Genomic DNA, 16,983 nt, shown 5'->3' on the forward strand with positions numbered 1-16,983 from the left:
GCGAATTTTCCTCCAATGGTTTGGTTTGGTCACCTTTACCATACAGGAAAATTCGCATTTTTTGTACCCCTATTTTCTATATGCACACCGATCTTAAATGATCAAGTACAACTTGTGGTGAAGAGCCAAAAAAACTAAAATATGGTAAGTGATAGAAGTTAATTAGGAGCAGCATTTTTCTTCTTCTGTAACAACTAGACATACAACTTTACAAATATGCACTTTTCGAGCTGTTTCGTGGAAAATATGCATATCTTCAAGAAAACTTTCGACTTTTATATGCGATAAGCATATATCTGAAGGCAATATGATCATTTCACAAAATGAAGCAGATGAGTGAAATGTATGCACAGGTTGATCGAGTTTTTTTGCTGTATACATAATTATTTGTTTGATATGGCCATTTACCAGAATTTTACTATCGTATGGAGATGAGATGATTTTTGCGTCATGAATATGAACGGCAGCCATGACTTTTATAACCTTTTCGATATCTGGCTTTATTTTTGGGACTATTAGCTTTTCAGTTACAGTAAATTGTTTATATGCAAGTGGACAAGATGGAAATTCATCCCTTCCTGCGATTCCGACATACATAGTTAGGCGCTCATGATCAAATTTCATATACTTTCCTCCTCCCGTTATTTTTTCGTATGTGCAAGGGTATTAATTTGCGCATGTCCTTTGATAAAAATAAAGTAAAGACATTTATAAACAAATGTAACCCTTATGTAGAAAGGATGCCCAAGTATTCGGGCCATCCTTTTGTCTTAACGTAATATAGGCTGTAATAATGGATTAAGCGACGTATACAAGAACAAAATGACACACTTATGGACTGTGCGAGGATCAGTTAAGTTTATTTCAACGTCTTCAATAAAAACTTGCACAGGCCCAGCAAGAATATTGTTAATAGACAAGCCAACAGAAGCGAGAAGTTGGTTAACTGTAACCCCAGATGGAATATTAAGCGGAATGTTGATAAAAGAACAAAACGGTTGTTCAAAGTGAGCGGAATGAACGGATTGTTGTGGGACGTTAGCTGTATAAATAATTTTTTGACGTAATACGCCTTCGACAACAACTTTTACACCGATGGGGGTGAAAATATTACGTGTACCCGTAATGACCGCTTCAATTAACAACGTGTTAATTTGTTCTACATCTGGTTTTACGGAAGGAATAGTTAATTTTTCTTGAACTGCAATTTGATTGTTCGGATTTAGTGAACCGACAAAAGGAAATTCTGATGGAGGTGTAATACCAATAATTTGAACAAAGTTGTTTAGTACACCATCATTCATAAAACATTCATCCTTTCTTTTATTTAGCATTGTCCAATTGTTAATGTTAAACCTGTTAACGGGATAGAGAGTACGACAAGATTTGTAATTGGATCGCGAAGTTGGAGTGTAACAGTTCCTAGAGCAGCGTTAATTGTTAATGTAAAGTTTAATAGACCTGATAATAAACCGAGTACGCTGCCGGTACCGGATACGGTAAGAACATTGTTTTCACATAATATTTGAGTAATTTGAGAGCTATTTACATTTAAACTGATTGTGCCTAGAAGCGGAACAGTGACGTTTAAGGAAATTCCGTTGTTTGTCGGGTTGCATTCGTCACACAAACTAATATTTAAAGAAACGTCCGCTGTGACCCCTGCACCGTTTAATGTAATCCCCACACCATTAGCTGTTAACGTGTCAACAAACGAACAGTCACATGAAGAAAGAAGTGGTTTTATTGTTGTGTAGGCAAACAAGACGACACATTTACTAATTGTTCTGGGATCCAACATTTGTATTTCCACATCTTCAATTAAAACTTGTACAGGACCGTCTAAAATATCATTTAAAGAGAGACCGAGGGATGACAAATATTGTTGTACAGTAAGACCTTGTGGAACGTCTAACGGGATGTTAATGAATGCACAAAAAGGATGTTCAAAATGCGCAGAATGAACCGATTGTTCTGGGACATCAGCTGTATAAATGACTTTTTGTCGCAATACACCATCAATAACTACTTTTACTCCTACAGGTGTGAAAATATTTTTCGTCTCCGTAACTACCGCCTCGGTTAATAATGTATTCACTTGTTCAACATCTGGTTTCGCATCTGGAATTGTTAATTGTTCTTGAACAACAAACTGAGTATGTGGATTTAAATTTCCTATCACAGGAAATGTAGAGGGAGATGCAATTCCTATTATTTGTACAAAATCCCTTAAGAAACCATTATCCATGTTATTGATCGCTCCTTTGTTTTATGACTTAGCACAATACTATGTATATTGAAGTGAAGAACAGGTTGATTGTGTGTTTGTTTAAATTTGTAAAAATGGTTTGATATCCTCGAAAACACATTAAAGCATACATTGACGATAATCTAACAGAGATGGGGGATATCCTATGGGAGGTATTTAATTAACATGTTTTCTGTTCATAGCTGTTATTGTTACAGACGGGCAGGAGTAACAGGTAAATAAAAATAGAAGGACAAATTTCCTTCATCCTTCTTTCATTACTGAACATTCAATTGAGCAATACAAACACTGCGAAAAAGTGCGCGACAGACCCACCTAACACAAACATATGCCAAACCGCATGGTGAAATTTAAACCCTCTCCATACGTAAAAAATCGCACCGACCGTGTATAAAATGCCACCGCTCACTAAATACACGACTCCTTCTTGTGATAAAGCAGAAACGAGCGGTTTCCATGCAAATACAATTAACCAGCCCATCACAACATAAATCATTGTCGATGTGTATAAAAAGCGATTGACGAAAAAGCATTTAAATACTGTTCCGATGAGGGCCAGCCCCCAGACGATGCCAAACAACGTCCAACCGATTGCCCCCTTCACTGCTAAAAATAAAAACGGTGTATACGTGCCTGCGATAAAAAAGTAAATGGACGAGTGGTCGAAAATTTCGAATACCCGTTTCCATCGTCCTTCTGGCAAGGCGTGTACGATTGTCGATGATAAATACAAAATCAACATGGTGCTCCCAAACAATGTAAAACTAACAATGTGCCAAGCGTTTCCGTGCATCGCAGCCATGACCGTCAAAATAATAAGCGCTGCGATGCTAAACACCGCACCAATTCCATGTGTAATCGCATGAACGATTTCTTCTTCTTTCGTAAATGTATGTGTAAAAGCCAATGGTTTCATTCCTTTCGTGAAAGACATTTTGTTTATTCTACCACATATACATACATATCGTACATTTTTATTCATTATTGTTTTTGTTCGCGATATAATGGGAAAAGAAAGGGGTGAGAACGATGCAAATACAGTTGGAAAGGCAACGAAAGACAAAAAAATGGCTCGTACCATCACTCATCGGAGTATTGTTCCTTGCGGTGATCGCATGTGTTGCCATTTCGATTTACGTCGGCTGGAATTTGACGCATAAAGAGCGAAAAGCGGTCGTTGAAACACCACAAGATTACGGAATGGTTTATCAAAATGTGACATTTACAAGCAAAGATGGGGGATTGAAGCTGAAAGGTTGGGTCATCGAACCGACGAAACAAGCGAAAATGACCGTTATTTTTTCACACGGTTATGGCGGCAACCGCTACGAACCAAACGTGCCGTTTTTACCAATTGCCAAAGCGCTAACAGACGAAGGGTATCGCGTCATCATGTTTGATTTTCGTGCCAGCGGTGAATCGGAAGGGGAGATGACAACGATTGGTGCGAAAGAAAAATACGATTTGCTCGGTGTCATCGATTACGCGAAACAACACTATTCCGAACCGATCGCTCTTTACGGGGTGTCGATGGGAGCGGCAACGTCGATTTTAGCAGCAAGTATGGATGAAGATGTTAAAGCGGTTATTGCTGACAGTGCGTTTAGCGATTTAGAAGGGTATTTGCGGACATATATGCCTGTATGGACGAACTTACCGAATGTTCCGTTTACGTACTTAATTATTACCCTTATTCCGATGATTACTGATTTAGATCCAGCGGAATCTGTTCCGATCAAAGCAGTTGATACGATTACGCCGCGTCCCATTTTATTCATTCATAGCAAAGCTGACCCGTCCATCCCATATGAAGAAAGTGTAAAAATGTATAACAAACATCCAGACGTATTTGAACTTTGGCTCACCGACAAAGCGAAACATGTGAAAAGTTTTGCGATGTATAAAGAGGAGTATATTCAGCGTATGTTAGCATTTTTAGAAAAATTGAAAAAATAAAATTCTGAATATTCATTGACTTCTGATAAAAAGATAGGTATGCTTGTAGTAAATTTGAAAATAGAGAGGGGAACAGGAACAGTAAAACAATTTCTATAATTTTTTATAAAACTCTATACATAAACAATAATTTTCATGGTGTTATTTATGTATAGAGAGGTGATTGCGATGAAGTATTACAGTATTGGCGAATTTGCCGAGTTTATCGGAAAAAGCCAACAAACGTTAAGAAATTGGGATAAAAAGATGTTTTAAAGCCTGCTTATGTTGCGCCATCAGGATTTAGGTATTATTCCGAGCAACAGCTTCATCAAGTGCTTGGGGTCAAAAAAGCGATTGTCCCTAAAAAAGTTATTGGCTATTGTCGAGTATCAAGCAGAAAACAAAAAGATGATTTAGAACATCAAGTCGAAGCGGTACGCACATATATGATTGCGAAAGGCTATTCGTTTGAAATCATCGAGGATATTGGAAGTGGAATCAATTACACGAAAAAAGGATTAAGTCGATTAATCGACATGATTTGTAATGGTGAAGTAGAAAAGGTTGTCGTTTTGTACAAAGACCGGTTGGTTCGCTTCGGATTTGAACTGATTGAACAAATTTGTAAACGTTATGGGGTAGACATTGAAATCATTGACCATACAGAAAAAACAGAAGAACAAGAACTTGTCGAAGATTTAGTCCAGCTTCTCACCGTTTTTAGCTGCAAACTTCAAGGGAAAAGAGCCAATCGAGCCAAGAAGATGATAAAGGAGTGGCTTGAGGATGATTCGGTCGATCAAAGTTAGGTTAGAGCCGAACAACAAGCATTTCCAATCTATTATTAGTGAAGAAAGTAAGCGGCAAATTATCGAGAAAGAAGGACGTTTGCCTGATGCTGTGATCGCTTGTGTAGGTGGTGGCAGTAATGCGATTGGTGCTTTTGCTCATTATATCGATGAACCGAGTGTGCGCTTAATCGGTGTCGAACCGGAGCGGGTCGCTACGCTCACAAAAGGTGTTCCCGCGGTCATTCATGGTTTTAAGTGTCTCGTTTTGCTTGATGAAGAAGGAAATCCACAACCAACATATTCTATTGCCGCGGGACTTGATTATCCGGGAATTGGGCCAGAACATAGTTTTTTAAAAACATCAGGTCGAGCAGAATATTATACGGTCACGAACGAGGAAGTGTTAGAAGCATTTCAAACGCTTTCAAAAACAGAAGGAATTATACCGGCTTTAGAGAGTGCTCATGCCGTTGCATATGCAATGAAATTGGCCCCGACGCTCAATTCTGATCAAATGATTATCGTCAACTTGTCGGGGCGTGGTGATAAAGATGTCGAGCAAGTGTTTCATATGTTGAGAAGTTAGCCAAAAAAAACGTCGTTCCGCGTGATAGGAACGACGTTTTTTTGTTAATTTGCCTTTTTTAACATGTGCAATTCTTCTTCTGTTCGTGCAATACGACCAAGCTGATAGTCGAGTCGTTCGTGAATGTAAGCGATATCCTGTTTTGTGGCCATTTCTCCTCGGATGTGAGCAATTTCATGCCGCATTGCATCTTGAATGCTACGTTGCTCTAGCTGGTTGTCTCGAATGGCTTTAATCATTGCTGTATTTTCCTTCATTTGCTCTTTCAACCAACGAATATCTTCTTCATGTCTATGAACGATTGCTTTTAATTCACCAATCTCTTGTTTCATTGTCTGAATCTCTTGTTTCATTGTCTGAATCTCTTGTTTCATTGTCTGAATCTCTTGTTTCATCCATTGCATGTCTTCTGCTAAGTTTTGAACGAGGTTAACAAGTTGAAGGAGAAGTTGTTCTTGCACGCCTGATTCACCTACCTTTCATCCTAGAGGTATACGGCATTTCTAGTGAGGAGTATGAAGAGGAGTGTGGTGAAATGCCTTTGCCGTCATCTTATCATAATTTGTCGAAATGGACAAACTATTTTTTATATATGTTGAACCGCTTATTTTGTCGTCCGTGTAGCATACATGCGCTCTTTTGCGACTTGTAAAAGCTGCTGCAATTGCTCTCCTTCGACCGGATATGTCGCATAACCGACAAGAAAAGATACCGGGCTATTTTGTCTGATTCGTTCAATCATTGTAGACGGTTTCACAGCATTTTCGACAGCAATAATCAAGTATTCATCATTTGACCATTTAGCGATGATGTCACTTTTTCGTGTTTCTTCGACTAAAAGTTGTTCAAATGCTGCTTTTTGTTGTGGCTGGCTATTTTGTTTCGTACGGAGTAAATAAATGGTTAACCGACTATCCGGATCACGATCAACGAGTGCTGCGATTTTCTCAAATGTACTTGTAGCAAAGTCTTTGCTTTTTAGCTGATATATTAAATCTTTGACGCAAGTTTTTCGATCATAACGATTACCAAAATAAATACCTACAATGGTTTGAAATACATAAAAACCGACGACAACATATAATTCCGTTCCATGTAATTGTGTTACATCAATCGTATCACTCATAGCGATCGCTTCCGAAAATAATACAAGTTGACTAATGAATAAACCGATTGTTTTTCCCATATGTTTCTTAAACATATATTGTCACCTCTCTGTATATTATGAAACAATCGTACTATTGGGTTGGACAAATGGAGGAAAAATAAAAAAGGGCGAGACGATCGCCCTTTTACTTTAAAAGATGAAATGCGCTATAAAAACGATAATTGGCAATGTAATGAGTGTGCGAAGCAAGAAAATAACAACTAAATCTTTAAACGTAATTGGTAGTTTAGATGCGAGCAGCAATCCACCTACTTCAGACATATAAATCAGCTGTGTTACGGAAACGCAAGCAATAACGAAGCGAGTAAATTCACTTTCAATGCCGCTACCGATAATGGCAGGTAAAAACATGTCTGCAAAGCCAACAACCATCGTTTGTGCAGCAGCTGATGCTTCTGGTACTTGTAGGAGTGTCAAAAGTGGTATAAACGGTTTACCGAGCCATTCAAACACCGGTGTTGTTTCGGCAATAATTAATGCAACTGTTCCAATCGCCATGACGACAGGTAATACACCTAACCACATATCAATTACTGTTTGTATGCCGTTTTTTAACAGTTTGCCCATATCGCTATTGCGCTTAGCAACGTCTGTTGCTTGTTTTAGTCCCCATTGAAAAGGTGTGTACCCAGCTGGTACTGTTTCATCGACTGGTACGTGATGTTCATGATAATACGTATCTGGTTTTTTAGATAATGGCGGGATACGCGGCATAATGATCGCTGCTACGAGACCGGCAACGACGATAGTAAAATAGTACGCTCCAAACATATGTTCAAGCTTCATATACGTAATGACGACAATGCTAAATGTAATTGAAACGACAGAGAAGGTCGTTCCGATCACTGCTGCCTCTCGCTTCGTATAAAAGCCGTCTTCATATTGCTTATTCGTTAACAACACGCCAATTGTTCCATCTCCTAACCAAGAAGCGATACAGTCGATAGATGAACGACCAGGTAATTTAAATACGGGACGCATAATTTTTGTTAAAAGTGCACCACACAATTCGAGTAAGCCGAAATCTAAAAGTAACGGCAAAAATAATCCTGCAAATAAAAAGACAGAAAACAAAATCGGAATTAAACTATATAACAACAAAGCACCTGTATTTTCTGACCATACCCATTCCGGACCAATTTTCCATAATGTCATTGCCCCTAAAATTGTACCAACGATACGGGCAACGACAAACAAACCATTGACATCAAATAATCGACGAAGAAACGAGCTATTCATTATAAAAGAAGGCTGTGCTATTTTTGTGATAATTGTGCCAATCGTTGCGATAAACATAAATAAAACAGAGATGGCTGGGATGACAGAAACAAAATTCCCTTCGACCCACTTCGCTAAAATGGCTACAGGAATAGTCATTTCACTTTTATAAGGGACAGGAATCATAAAAAGAAATACACCAATAAGTGATGGAACGAGAAATTTTAGTATGTCAGTAAGCTTGTGTGATTGAGTATGATTCATTTTTTAAAACCACCTTTCTACTACATATTTTGAAAGCGGATACATAACATTACTACTATCGTAATATAAAAATAAAAATAGTCAATATAACAAAATGATTCAGAAATATAAATTATTTTGTATGGATGTATAAATATAAAAGTGTACACTTATATACATACGAAATTATGAATTAATAACGATTTTAATATTGCGAAATAAGCAACATAAAGCATAATAAAACAAAATGAACATATAATCAATCATTTTTTTGTATAAAAGTTCAAATTCGAAATTTTTTGTTTTTGTCAGCACATCGATGCGTGTATTTTTTTTGTTTGTGCGATATGATAAGCAAAAACAAGCAAAGGAGGAATAACAGATGTGGCATTATGCAAAACCAATCGTCGTTGTTAGTGAATGTCTCGGTTTTTCTCCTTGTCGGTATAACGGTGATCAACTAAACGATGAAGTAGTACATAAGCTTGCGCCATTTGTGCAATTTATTCCTGTTTGTCCCGAAGTTCGCATTGGGCTTGGTACGCCACGTGAGACGATTCGGCTCGTTCAAGACGGAGAACAAGTGCGGCTTGTCCAACCATCGACAGAAATGGATATAACCGAGCGAATGAACGAGTTTTCTGCTTCGTTTTTAACGCAATTAACGAATGTAGACGGTTTTATTTTAAAAAGTCGGTCGCCATCGTGTGGAATGAAAGATGTCAAAATATATCGTAGTGAACAAAAAGGACCTGCATCAGGAAAGGGAAGCGGGATGTTTGCGAAACATGTGTTACAAATGTTTGCACATAAAGCTGTGGAAGAAGAAGGGAGATTGACGAACTTTGTTATTCGAGAACATTTTTTGACGAAGTTATTTACACTTGCTTTGTTTCGAGAGGTTAAAGAGTCAAAATCACATCATCGTCTCGTTGAGTTTCATGCGGAGCATAAATATTTATTTATGGCGTATCATCAACAAAAATTGAAACAATTAGGAAACATTGTTGCGAATCGAGATCGTTTACCGATGGAAGAAGTATTTTTACATTATGAACAAACATTATATGAACTGTTTGCCCGTCGCTCACGCCGGAATTCAAACATAAATGTTTGTGAACATATGATCGGTTATTTTAAACATGAATTAAGCGGTGATGAAAAACGTTATGTCCATGAGTTGCTACAAAAATATCGCGCGGGCAAGTTACCGCTAAGTAGTGTGACAACGGTCATTCGTTCGTGGGCCATTCGTTATCAAAATAAATATTTACTGAAACAACGATATTTTCAGCCTTATCCAGAACCATTGCTTGATGTGACGGACTCTGGAAAAGGGAGAGACTATTGAAAAAAGCGACAAAGGATTATCCTTGTCGCTTTTTCGTCATAGCATAATACACTGGGATACCAGATAGCGTCACAACAATCGATAAAAACGTATCTAACGGTGCATGAAGTACTGTACTCATAATAATATATGCTGTGCCGACAATCGCGACGATTGGAGTAAATGGATAAAGTGGCACTCGATATAATGGTTCGTTAGATAATGGTTCGTTAAATAAGGATGATTTCCGTAATAAAAATACCGCATAAAAGGCAAAACCGTAAAATAAAAAGACGCTAAAAATAGCAATATCCGTTAAGCGATCCGCATTTCCAAGCAACATCATGACAATGGCAATTGCCATTTGTGCAAGTGTCGCAAAGACAGGTGTACGCCATGTTGGATGAATATGAGCCAAATATTTAGAAAAAGGAAACAAACCATCTGTTGCCATAGCAAATGGCATACGTGGAAATGTAAGTATTTTTCCATTTAAACAGCCGAAAATAGAAATTAAAATACCAATAGCAATAAATTTCCCACCGAATGCCCCAAATAAAATGGTCGCCGCTTCGCTTGCTGCATTCGGTCCAAGTGCAACAATTTCATCGGCACGAAGCACATGAAGCAATGCTACATTCACAGCCACGTAGGCAAACATGACGATAAGAATACCAGTGATAATCGCTTTTGGTAACGTTTTTGCTGGATTTTTCATTTCACCAGCAACAAATCCAACGTTCATCCATCCGTCATACGCCCACAATGTTGCTAGAACGGCAGCTCCCATACTGATCGTTTGGCTGTTTCCACTATCCATGTTGAAAATAGGTACATTCCCCTTTACTACTCCAAAAATAATAATAAGAAAAATAGGCAATAGTTTCGCCGCAGTTAACACACTTTGAACCATTCCACCAAACTGCGAACCAAGCATATTCACAACGGATAAAAACAAGACCGCAATGATTCCAATCCAAAGCTCACTTTCTTTTGGTAGAGCAAAAACACCTGCAAACAATGCACCAAAATACAACCCTAGTGCACCGATGACGGCAGGACCGTAAATGATTGTTTGCATCCATCCACATAAAAATCCCCAAAACCGTCCATACACTTTTTCGATATACACATACAATCCACCTGTTTCAGGAATTTTTGAACTTACTTCTGCAATCGTTAACCCACTTGCTAAAGTAATGATGCCGCCGATGATCCATGCGAGAAGAGCAAGTGTAGAATTTCCAGTTGAGTCGATGACGATCGCTGGTTTCATAAAAATGCCTGAACCAATGACTGTGCCGATGACGATGGCTGTAGCTGTCATAAAGCCGATGCTTCGTTTTAATTCTGTGTTCATCATGTTGTTCACCTCTAAAGGACAAATGTTTTTTTGTGTCGAACAATCGCTATTATAGCATGAGATGAAGAAAAAATTCTTTTTTTGAAAATTAAAACATTGACACGATAGAAGGAAACGAATAAGATAAAATTAAAGTTGGTTTAAAGAAACTTTTTTAACTTTAATCATCATTGTTTGCTTGTTCCACATGTCACAACATTTTTTGCTTATGCATATGATGGGCGGCAAACAAATTTTTTTGACTTTATTTTGCATTGAGGAAACTTTTATACCTTTATACAACTTTCGAGGAGGATGCATATGAAAAAGTGGATAGTTGTGTGGACTGCTTTATTATTGTTGTTTGGGTGTGAAACGAAAGAACATAAAAAAGACGTCATCTATATTGTCGCTACGACAGGGCAAATTGCTGATCTAGTTGAACGTGTCGGAGGAGAGCATGTTCATGTAGAAGCATTAATGGGGCCAGGGGTAGATCCGCATTTGTATAAAGCGACACAAGGAGATATTCAAAAGCTAAGTCAAGCAGACGTCATTTTTTATAACGGTCTTCATTTAGAAGGGAAACTAGGGGAAATATTCTCTAAAATGTCAAAAACGAAAAAGGTTGTCCCAATCAGTGAAGCAATTCCAAAAGAAAAATTAATTGACGTAGATGGAGTATATGATCCGCATATATGGTTTGACCTTGATTTATGGAGCTATGCTGCTCGAACAGTAAAGGATGAGTTAAGTGCGATCGATCCGAAACATAAACAAACTTACGAAGAACGAGCAGAAGAATATATCTCCCAACTGATGAAATTAAAAGAAGAAGCAAAACGAGAAATCAGCTCTATTCCAAAGCAGCAGCGTGTTTTAATTACAGCGCACGATGCCTTTCATTATTTTGGGCGTGCATATGATATTGAAGTAGTTGGATTGCAAGGATTAAGTACGGATGCAGAATATGGACTAAAAGATGTGCAACAACTTGTTGATTTAATCGTGTCTCGAAATATTCAAGCGGTGTTTGTGGAAAGTAGTGTATCGAAAAAAGCGATCGAAGCAGTTGTCGAGGGAGCGAAACAGCGTGGACATCATGTCTCAATTGGTGGGGAGCTCTTTTCAGATGCGCTCGGGCGAAAAGGGACAGAAGAAGGAACATTCATTGGTATGTATCGTTACAATGTCAAAACGATTACACAGGCGTTGAAAGGGGAATGAAGATGAATCCGTTGGTTGTAGAACAAATGACAGTTGCATATGATCGGCAGCTTGTATTGGAGGATGTGTCGTTTTCTGTTCCTGAAGGAAAGTTAGTCGGGGTGATCGGCCCAAACGGAGCGGGAAAATCAACGTTAATGAAAGCGATGTTAAATTTTATTCCGCGCATGCACGGACATGTTTTCGTATACGGTCAACCATATGAAAAGCAACGCCATCTTGTTGGATATGTTCCACAACGAAATTCGGTCGATTGGGATTTTCCGACGAATGCGCTTGACGTCGTATTAATGGGGAGATACGGTCATATCGGATTATGGAAACGACCGAGAAAAGAAGATATAGATATGGCTATGCAATGTTTAGATAAAGTTGGCATGTTGCCGTATGCAAAGCGACAAATTAGCCAATTATCTGGCGGGCAGCAACAACGTGTATTTTTGGCGCGTGCGCTAGCACAAGACGCTTCCATTTATTTTATGGATGAACCGTTTGTTGGGGTAGATGCAGCCACAGAAAAAGCGATTGTCCAACTGTTAAATGAATTAAAAACGCGTGGAAAAACAGTATTAGTCGTTCATCATGATTTGCAAACGGTACGGGATTATTTTGATTACGTTTTACTGCTAAATAAACGTGTCATTGCATTTGGAGAGACAGAAAGTGTATTTACGTATGACCATATTCAAAAAACGTATGGTGGAAAAGTGACTTTTCTTTCTTCCACACATATTGTGGGGTGAATAGGATGGATATTAATGTTCAATGGGTATTTACAAGCATGGCTTTGCTTGGATTAGCCAGCGGGATGATCGGAACGTTTGCCTTGCTAAAAAAACAAAGTTTAATAGGAGATGCGATGGCGCACGCTGCTCTTCCTGGTATTTGTATCGCTTTTCTTTTATATGGACAAAAATCGCTACTTCTTTTTCTCATTGGCGCTGCTTGTTCGGGATATATTGCGACGATATGCATTCAGTTTATTGTGAAACATACGCGTGTAAAAGAAGATGCCGCGATCGGTATTGTGTTGTCTGTATTTTTTGGTTTAGGCATTGTGCTATTGACATGGATTAATCAACATGAAGGCGGAAATCAAAGTGGAATTCATGACTTTTTGTTTGGAAAGGCAGCGTCATTGACTGGAAGTGATGTCAATGTGTTAACTGTAACAGCTGTAACGGTCATTATTATGATTCTCATTTTCTTTAAAGAGTTTAAAATCATTACATTTGACCGAGCGTTTGCGCAAGGAATTGGTATACCCGTATCGCTGTTAAATGGTGTGCTTATGTTTTTAATCGTTTCTGTTGTTGTTATTGGTTTACAAGCAGTAGGCGTTGTGTTAATGTCCGCACTACTTATTACCCCCGCATTAGCTGCGAGATATTGGACAGAAAAACTTGAATGGATGACGTTATTAGCCGGGGGATTCGGTGCTTTATCAGGGGTGGCCGGGGCATATATTAGTTTAATCGCCTATGCACCCACTGGTCCACTTGTTATTATTTTTGCGACGGTGCTGTTTATTTTTTCATTTTTATTTGCTCCGAAACGTGGTTTATGTAGCAAAATGATTCGGCGCCATATAGAAAGAAAAAAATTGCAATCTCAACAACTGATGTATAAGCGAGGGGAGCAACTATGAGTTATACGATGTGGATTTTACTCACTGCATCTCTTGTCGGCATCAACTGCGGATTAGTCGGTACATTTCTTGTGTTGCGAAAAATGTCAATGCTGTCCGATGCCATTAGCCATAGTGTGTTGCTTGGTATTGTTGGAGCGTACATGGTCAGTCATCATCTGCAAGGTGTGTCTATGCTCGTTGGTGCATTAATTGTTGGATTGCTCACGACATTTCTCGTTCAATGGCTGCATCAAAAAGGGGTTCAAAATGATGCAGCAATCGGAGTTGTGTTTACATGTTTGTTTGCTATCGGTGTTGTTCTCATTTCTCTCTTTGCAGATCGTGTCCATTTAGATGTTGAACATGCATTAATGGGAGAGATTGCATTTGTGCCTTGGGATGTGCTTGAAGTCGGAGGCAAAAGCATCGGTCCGAAAGCGATTTGGTTGCTTGGATTTGTTTTAGCTATCAATATATTTTGCATCGTTTTTGCTTACAAAGAATTAAAAATTAGCTCATTTGATTATGAAATGGCAGTCACGCTCGGCATTCCGGTTGTATTGATTCATTATGTATTAATGGGAATGTTGTCATTAACGACCGTTGCATCATTTGATAGCGTTGGTGCCATTTTGGTAGTAGCGATGCTTATTGTACCGAGTGCGACGGCATACTTATGGACGGATCGGCTAAGTGTGATGCTTATATGCAGTGCGCTCATTGGTGTGTTAGCGTCGATGATCGGTTACATGATTGCAACGGTATTCAATGTATCTATTTCCGGAGCGATTGCTGTATCAACAGGTGTCATCTTTTTTATCTCTTTATGGATCGCGCCAAAACACGGACTATTGCGAAAGTGGTTAAAAAAATCTCCTGCCTAGGCAGGAGATTAATCTTTTATTGAGGAAAGAAACGTATCCACAATGCTTACATCATTTGTAATAAGAAAAGCAGGAAGTAATGCAATAATTGTCACAACCGTCGCATAAGAGACAATAATATTTTTCACTATTTTCACTGTGCTCACTTCCTTTTGAATTTATTTTCTTATTTTTCTGTCATTTTGTCAACTTCTTTTTATAAGCAAAATGTTTATAAGAAAATGGTATAATAAAAAAATAGTTGTTTGAAAGGGGGGGTACGGTGCGAATACGAGATTGGGATCGGAATTTACGCATTCGTTTAATTGGAGAGTCATTGGTCGGGGTTACATTTTGGATGATATTTCCTTTTATCGCTATTTATTTTTCAGAGATGTTTGGTAAAGAAAAAACAGGTATATTACTTGTTATTTCGCAATTATTTTCCGTGATTGCTAATTTGCTTGGCGGGTATTTGGCTGATCGATTCGGAAGAAAAAAAATGATGGTGTTTGCTGCTTGTGGACAAGCGCTTGCTTTTTTGTTATTTGCATTGGTCAATTCTCCGCTATTTTCATCACCATTGATGGGTTTTATTTGTTTTGCTCTCGTAGGGGTATGCGGTTCACTTTATTGGCCTGCTAGCCAAGCGATGGTGGCTGATGTTGTTTCGGAAAAAGACCAAAGTAGTGTATTTGCTGTATTTTATACGGTCAATAACGTAATGGTTGTGATCGGTCCATTGCTTGGTGGCATATTTTATCCTGAGCATCGTTTTTTCCTATTTTTAATCGCGGGAACGTTTTGTGCTATCGTCGCGATTGTTCTTTCCATTTATTTAGAGGAAACAGCACCGATATGGAGAAAAACAACAGGGACGTGGTATATGTTTTTTGTTGAGCAATTAAACAATTATCGTCTCATTGCAAAAGATCGGACGTTCCTTTTATTTATTGTTGCTGGTATTCTTGTGGCACAAACGTTTATGCAACTCGACATTTTACTTCCTGTTTACATAAAGGAAGTTGTTTCAAAACAAACATTATTTTCTGTTGGTTCATGGTCACTTTCGTTGAGCGGGGAGAAAGCGTTTAGTGTCCTAATTGCTGAAAACGGATTGCTTGTCGCTTTATTTACGGTAGCTGTGACGAAGTGGATGGAAAACTATAAAGAAAAATGGGTGTTTGTCTTTTCTTCACTCTTTTACGGAATCGCCATTTTTCTTTTTGGTCAAACCACATCGCTATGGATGATGGTCTTTTTAATTGCTTTATTTACGCTAGCAGAACTGATGACAGTCGGCTTACAACAAACGTTTGTTGCTAAATTAGCACCTGAGCATATGCGCGGACAATATTTTGCTGCAGCGGGCTTACGTTTTACGCTTGGGCGCATGATGGCACCACTCGCTTTGACGTTGCCGTTTGCGTATCATTGGACGTTTTTTATCTTAACGTTACTTGCCGTATGTAGTGCTTGGCTGTATGCGATCATGTTTCGAGCGATGGAGGAAGAACAAGCATGATTATTCTGGATGGTTTACAAAAAAGAAAAAATGGGCGTATTGGGAAGCAGTGACGTTGTCGTTGACAAGGCGCACACCGTGATGTACATATATGGTGTGTAGCCTCTTCTTTTTCTCATATTTTCCCTTTTCTTCTCATACATATGATGATGTAAATATGAGAAAAAGAGGGGAAATACGTGTGAATGAACAAGGGGGATTACAAAAAGAAGCGATGACACGAAGCGAACGACGAAAACGAAAACGACAATTTGTTTTTGTGTGTTTATTATTCGTTGTAAGCGCGTGTGTCGTCGGGGCATGGGGAATGGTGAAACGAGAGACGAATGAGCAAAAAGTAATCGAGCAATTCATCATCGCGTTGCGTCAAGAAGATGTACATACGTTGCGTCAATTTATTGATGTACCATTAAATCATAAGTCGCTCTCACCGCTTTTTGCGTATTTGCGCCAACACCCAGAAGGCTATGACCGAATAAGGAAAGAGTTAGAGCGGCAAAAAGATGATCGAGTTTACATAAAAGGATTAACGTCAACTCCGCCGATTTTTTTAATGAAATTGTCGCAAGGAACATACAAATTTGAGCCCGCGTTATATCACGTCTATGTACAAACGAATGAGAAAGGGGCGCGTATTTTTATTAACAACGATTATGTTGGAGAAACGAATGTGCCGCTAACGAAAGTCGGGACATATGTTCCTGGCTTATACGAAGTGAAGATCGCTACTGATGAACACGAACGAACGGAAACAATATCACTTTTCGGCGGTGAACGCATTCGGATGATCCGTCTTGATTTCAATTAAAAGGATGCAGCGATACGTTGCGTCTTTTTTTATGAACAATTGAAA

General features: G+C 38.6%; 17 protein-coding genes and 2 pseudogenes. 10 read left to right on the forward strand and 9 right to left on the reverse strand.

Annotated features, from left to right (window positions below; translation table 11 throughout):
- Positions 1 to 162: 162 nt before the first annotated feature.
- The 4 genes from ES017_RS11645 to trhA all read right to left on the reverse strand — a co-directional run bounded on the left by ES017_RS11645 (position 163) and on the right by trhA (position 3,176).
- Positions 163 to 624 (reverse strand): DUF3794 domain-containing protein, encoded by a 462-nt coding sequence (locus ES017_RS11645; RefSeq protein WP_021094164.1) that lies wholly within the window; start codon positions 622 to 624, stop codon positions 163 to 165.
- 146 nt (positions 625 to 770) lie between these two features.
- Entirely contained in the window at positions 771 to 1,304 is a 534-nt protein-coding gene (locus ES017_RS11650; RefSeq protein ID WP_021094163.1) for a DUF3794 domain-containing protein, read from the reverse strand.
- Between the two features lie 23 nt (positions 1,305 to 1,327).
- Positions 1,328 to 2,248: a DUF3794 domain-containing protein gene (locus ES017_RS11655; RefSeq protein WP_021094162.1), complete on the reverse strand. Its 921-nt coding sequence runs from the start codon at positions 2,246 to 2,248 to the stop codon at positions 1,328 to 1,330.
- 289 nt (positions 2,249 to 2,537) lie between these two features.
- Positions 2,538 to 3,176 (reverse strand): PAQR family membrane homeostasis protein TrhA, encoded by a 639-nt coding sequence (gene trhA, locus ES017_RS11660; protein WP_021094161.1) that lies wholly within the window; start codon positions 3,174 to 3,176, stop codon positions 2,538 to 2,540.
- A 122-nt stretch (positions 3,177 to 3,298) separates the two neighbouring features.
- Here trhA and ES017_RS11665 point away from each other — a divergent pair, with 122 nt between their 5' ends.
- The 3 genes and pseudogenes from ES017_RS11665 to ES017_RS11675 all read left to right on the forward strand — a co-directional run.
- The gene (locus ES017_RS11665) at positions 3,299 to 4,225 is read left to right on the forward strand and encodes an alpha/beta hydrolase (protein ID WP_021094160.1); all 927 of its coding nucleotides are present in this window, start codon (positions 3,299 to 3,301) and stop codon (positions 4,223 to 4,225) included.
- 168 nt (positions 4,226 to 4,393) lie between these two features.
- Positions 4,394 to 5,016 (forward strand): annotated as a pseudogene (locus ES017_RS11670) (IS607 family transposase).
- A gap of 16 nt (positions 5,017 to 5,032) precedes the next feature.
- Positions 5,033 to 5,584: pseudogene (locus tag ES017_RS11675) on the forward strand (pyridoxal-phosphate dependent enzyme); the annotation flags it as partial.
- Positions 5,585 to 5,628: 44 nt separating this feature from the next.
- On the opposite strand, the gene ES017_RS11680 reads toward ES017_RS11675, so the two are convergent.
- The 3 genes from ES017_RS11680 to ES017_RS11690 form a co-directional block, all read right to left on the reverse strand.
- Positions 5,629 to 6,045: a hypothetical protein gene (locus ES017_RS11680; RefSeq protein WP_042895538.1), complete on the reverse strand. Its 417-nt coding sequence runs from the start codon at positions 6,043 to 6,045 to the stop codon at positions 5,629 to 5,631.
- Positions 6,046 to 6,188: 143 nt separating this feature from the next.
- Positions 6,189 to 6,785, reverse strand: coding sequence for a nucleotidyl cyclase domain-containing protein (locus tag ES017_RS11685; protein WP_009361377.1), 597 nt, complete (start codon positions 6,783 to 6,785; stop codon positions 6,189 to 6,191).
- Positions 6,786 to 6,881: 96 nt separating this feature from the next.
- Positions 6,882 to 8,234 carry a YjiH family protein gene (locus ES017_RS11690; protein ID WP_171335095.1) on the reverse strand — a complete coding sequence of 451 codons (1,353 nt, stop codon included), beginning with the start codon at positions 8,232 to 8,234 and terminating at the stop codon, positions 6,882 to 6,884.
- 361 nt (positions 8,235 to 8,595) lie between these two features.
- Here ES017_RS11690 and ES017_RS11695 point away from each other — a divergent pair, with 361 nt between their 5' ends.
- A complete protein-coding gene (locus tag ES017_RS11695) occupies positions 8,596 to 9,564 on the forward strand; it encodes a YbgA family protein (RefSeq protein WP_009361375.1) in 969 nt (322 codons plus the stop codon).
- Positions 9,565 to 9,580: 16 nt separating this feature from the next.
- Here the strand turns inward: ES017_RS11695 and ES017_RS11700 are convergent, their stop codons facing one another.
- A complete protein-coding gene (locus ES017_RS11700) occupies positions 9,581 to 10,906 on the reverse strand; it encodes an APC family permease (protein ID WP_043964184.1) in 1,326 nt (441 codons plus the stop codon).
- 300 nt (positions 10,907 to 11,206) lie between these two features.
- On the opposite strand from ES017_RS11700, the gene ES017_RS11705 reads away from it, so the two are divergent.
- Genes ES017_RS11705 through ES017_RS11720 form a run of 4 tightly spaced genes read left to right on the forward strand, consistent with a single transcriptional unit; the run spans position 11,207 to position 14,626 of the window.
- On the forward strand, positions 11,207 to 12,112 hold the full coding sequence (locus tag ES017_RS11705; RefSeq protein ID WP_009361373.1) for a metal ABC transporter solute-binding protein, Zn/Mn family: 906 nt from the start codon (positions 11,207 to 11,209) through the stop codon (positions 12,110 to 12,112).
- A gap of 2 nt (positions 12,113 to 12,114) precedes the next feature.
- Positions 12,115 to 12,855, forward strand: coding sequence for a metal ABC transporter ATP-binding protein (locus ES017_RS11710; protein ID WP_035067331.1), 741 nt, complete (start codon positions 12,115 to 12,117; stop codon positions 12,853 to 12,855).
- 5 nt (positions 12,856 to 12,860) lie between these two features.
- A complete protein-coding gene (locus ES017_RS11715) occupies positions 12,861 to 13,760 on the forward strand; it encodes a metal ABC transporter permease (protein WP_019417765.1) in 900 nt (299 codons plus the stop codon).
- Positions 13,757 to 14,626 carry a metal ABC transporter permease gene (locus ES017_RS11720; RefSeq protein WP_009361370.1) on the forward strand — a complete coding sequence of 290 codons (870 nt, stop codon included), beginning with the start codon at positions 13,757 to 13,759 and terminating at the stop codon, positions 14,624 to 14,626. Before ES017_RS11715 ends, ES017_RS11720 begins: the two co-directional genes overlap by 4 nt.
- Positions 14,627 to 14,634: 8 nt before the next feature.
- On the opposite strand, the gene ES017_RS16130 is transcribed toward ES017_RS11720, so the two are convergent.
- A complete protein-coding gene (locus ES017_RS16130) occupies positions 14,635 to 14,763 on the reverse strand; it encodes a hypothetical protein (RefSeq protein ID WP_021094148.1) in 129 nt (42 codons plus the stop codon).
- Between the two features lie 125 nt (positions 14,764 to 14,888).
- Here ES017_RS16130 and ES017_RS11725 point away from each other — a divergent pair, with 125 nt between their 5' ends.
- Positions 14,889 to 16,130 (forward strand): MDR family MFS transporter, encoded by a 1,242-nt coding sequence (locus ES017_RS11725; protein ID WP_171335096.1) that lies wholly within the window; start codon positions 14,889 to 14,891, stop codon positions 16,128 to 16,130.
- A 181-nt stretch (positions 16,131 to 16,311) separates the two neighbouring features.
- Complete coding sequence (locus ES017_RS11730) at positions 16,312 to 16,938, forward strand: PEGA domain-containing protein (protein WP_009361366.1); 627 nt, start codon at positions 16,312 to 16,314, stop codon at positions 16,936 to 16,938.
- The last annotated feature ends 45 nt before the right edge of the window (positions 16,939 to 16,983 follow it).

The organism is Anoxybacillus sp. EFIL (assembly GCF_013096955.1).
GTDB classification, from domain to species: Bacteria; Bacillota; Bacilli; order Bacillales; family Anoxybacillaceae; genus Anoxybacillus; species Anoxybacillus ayderensis.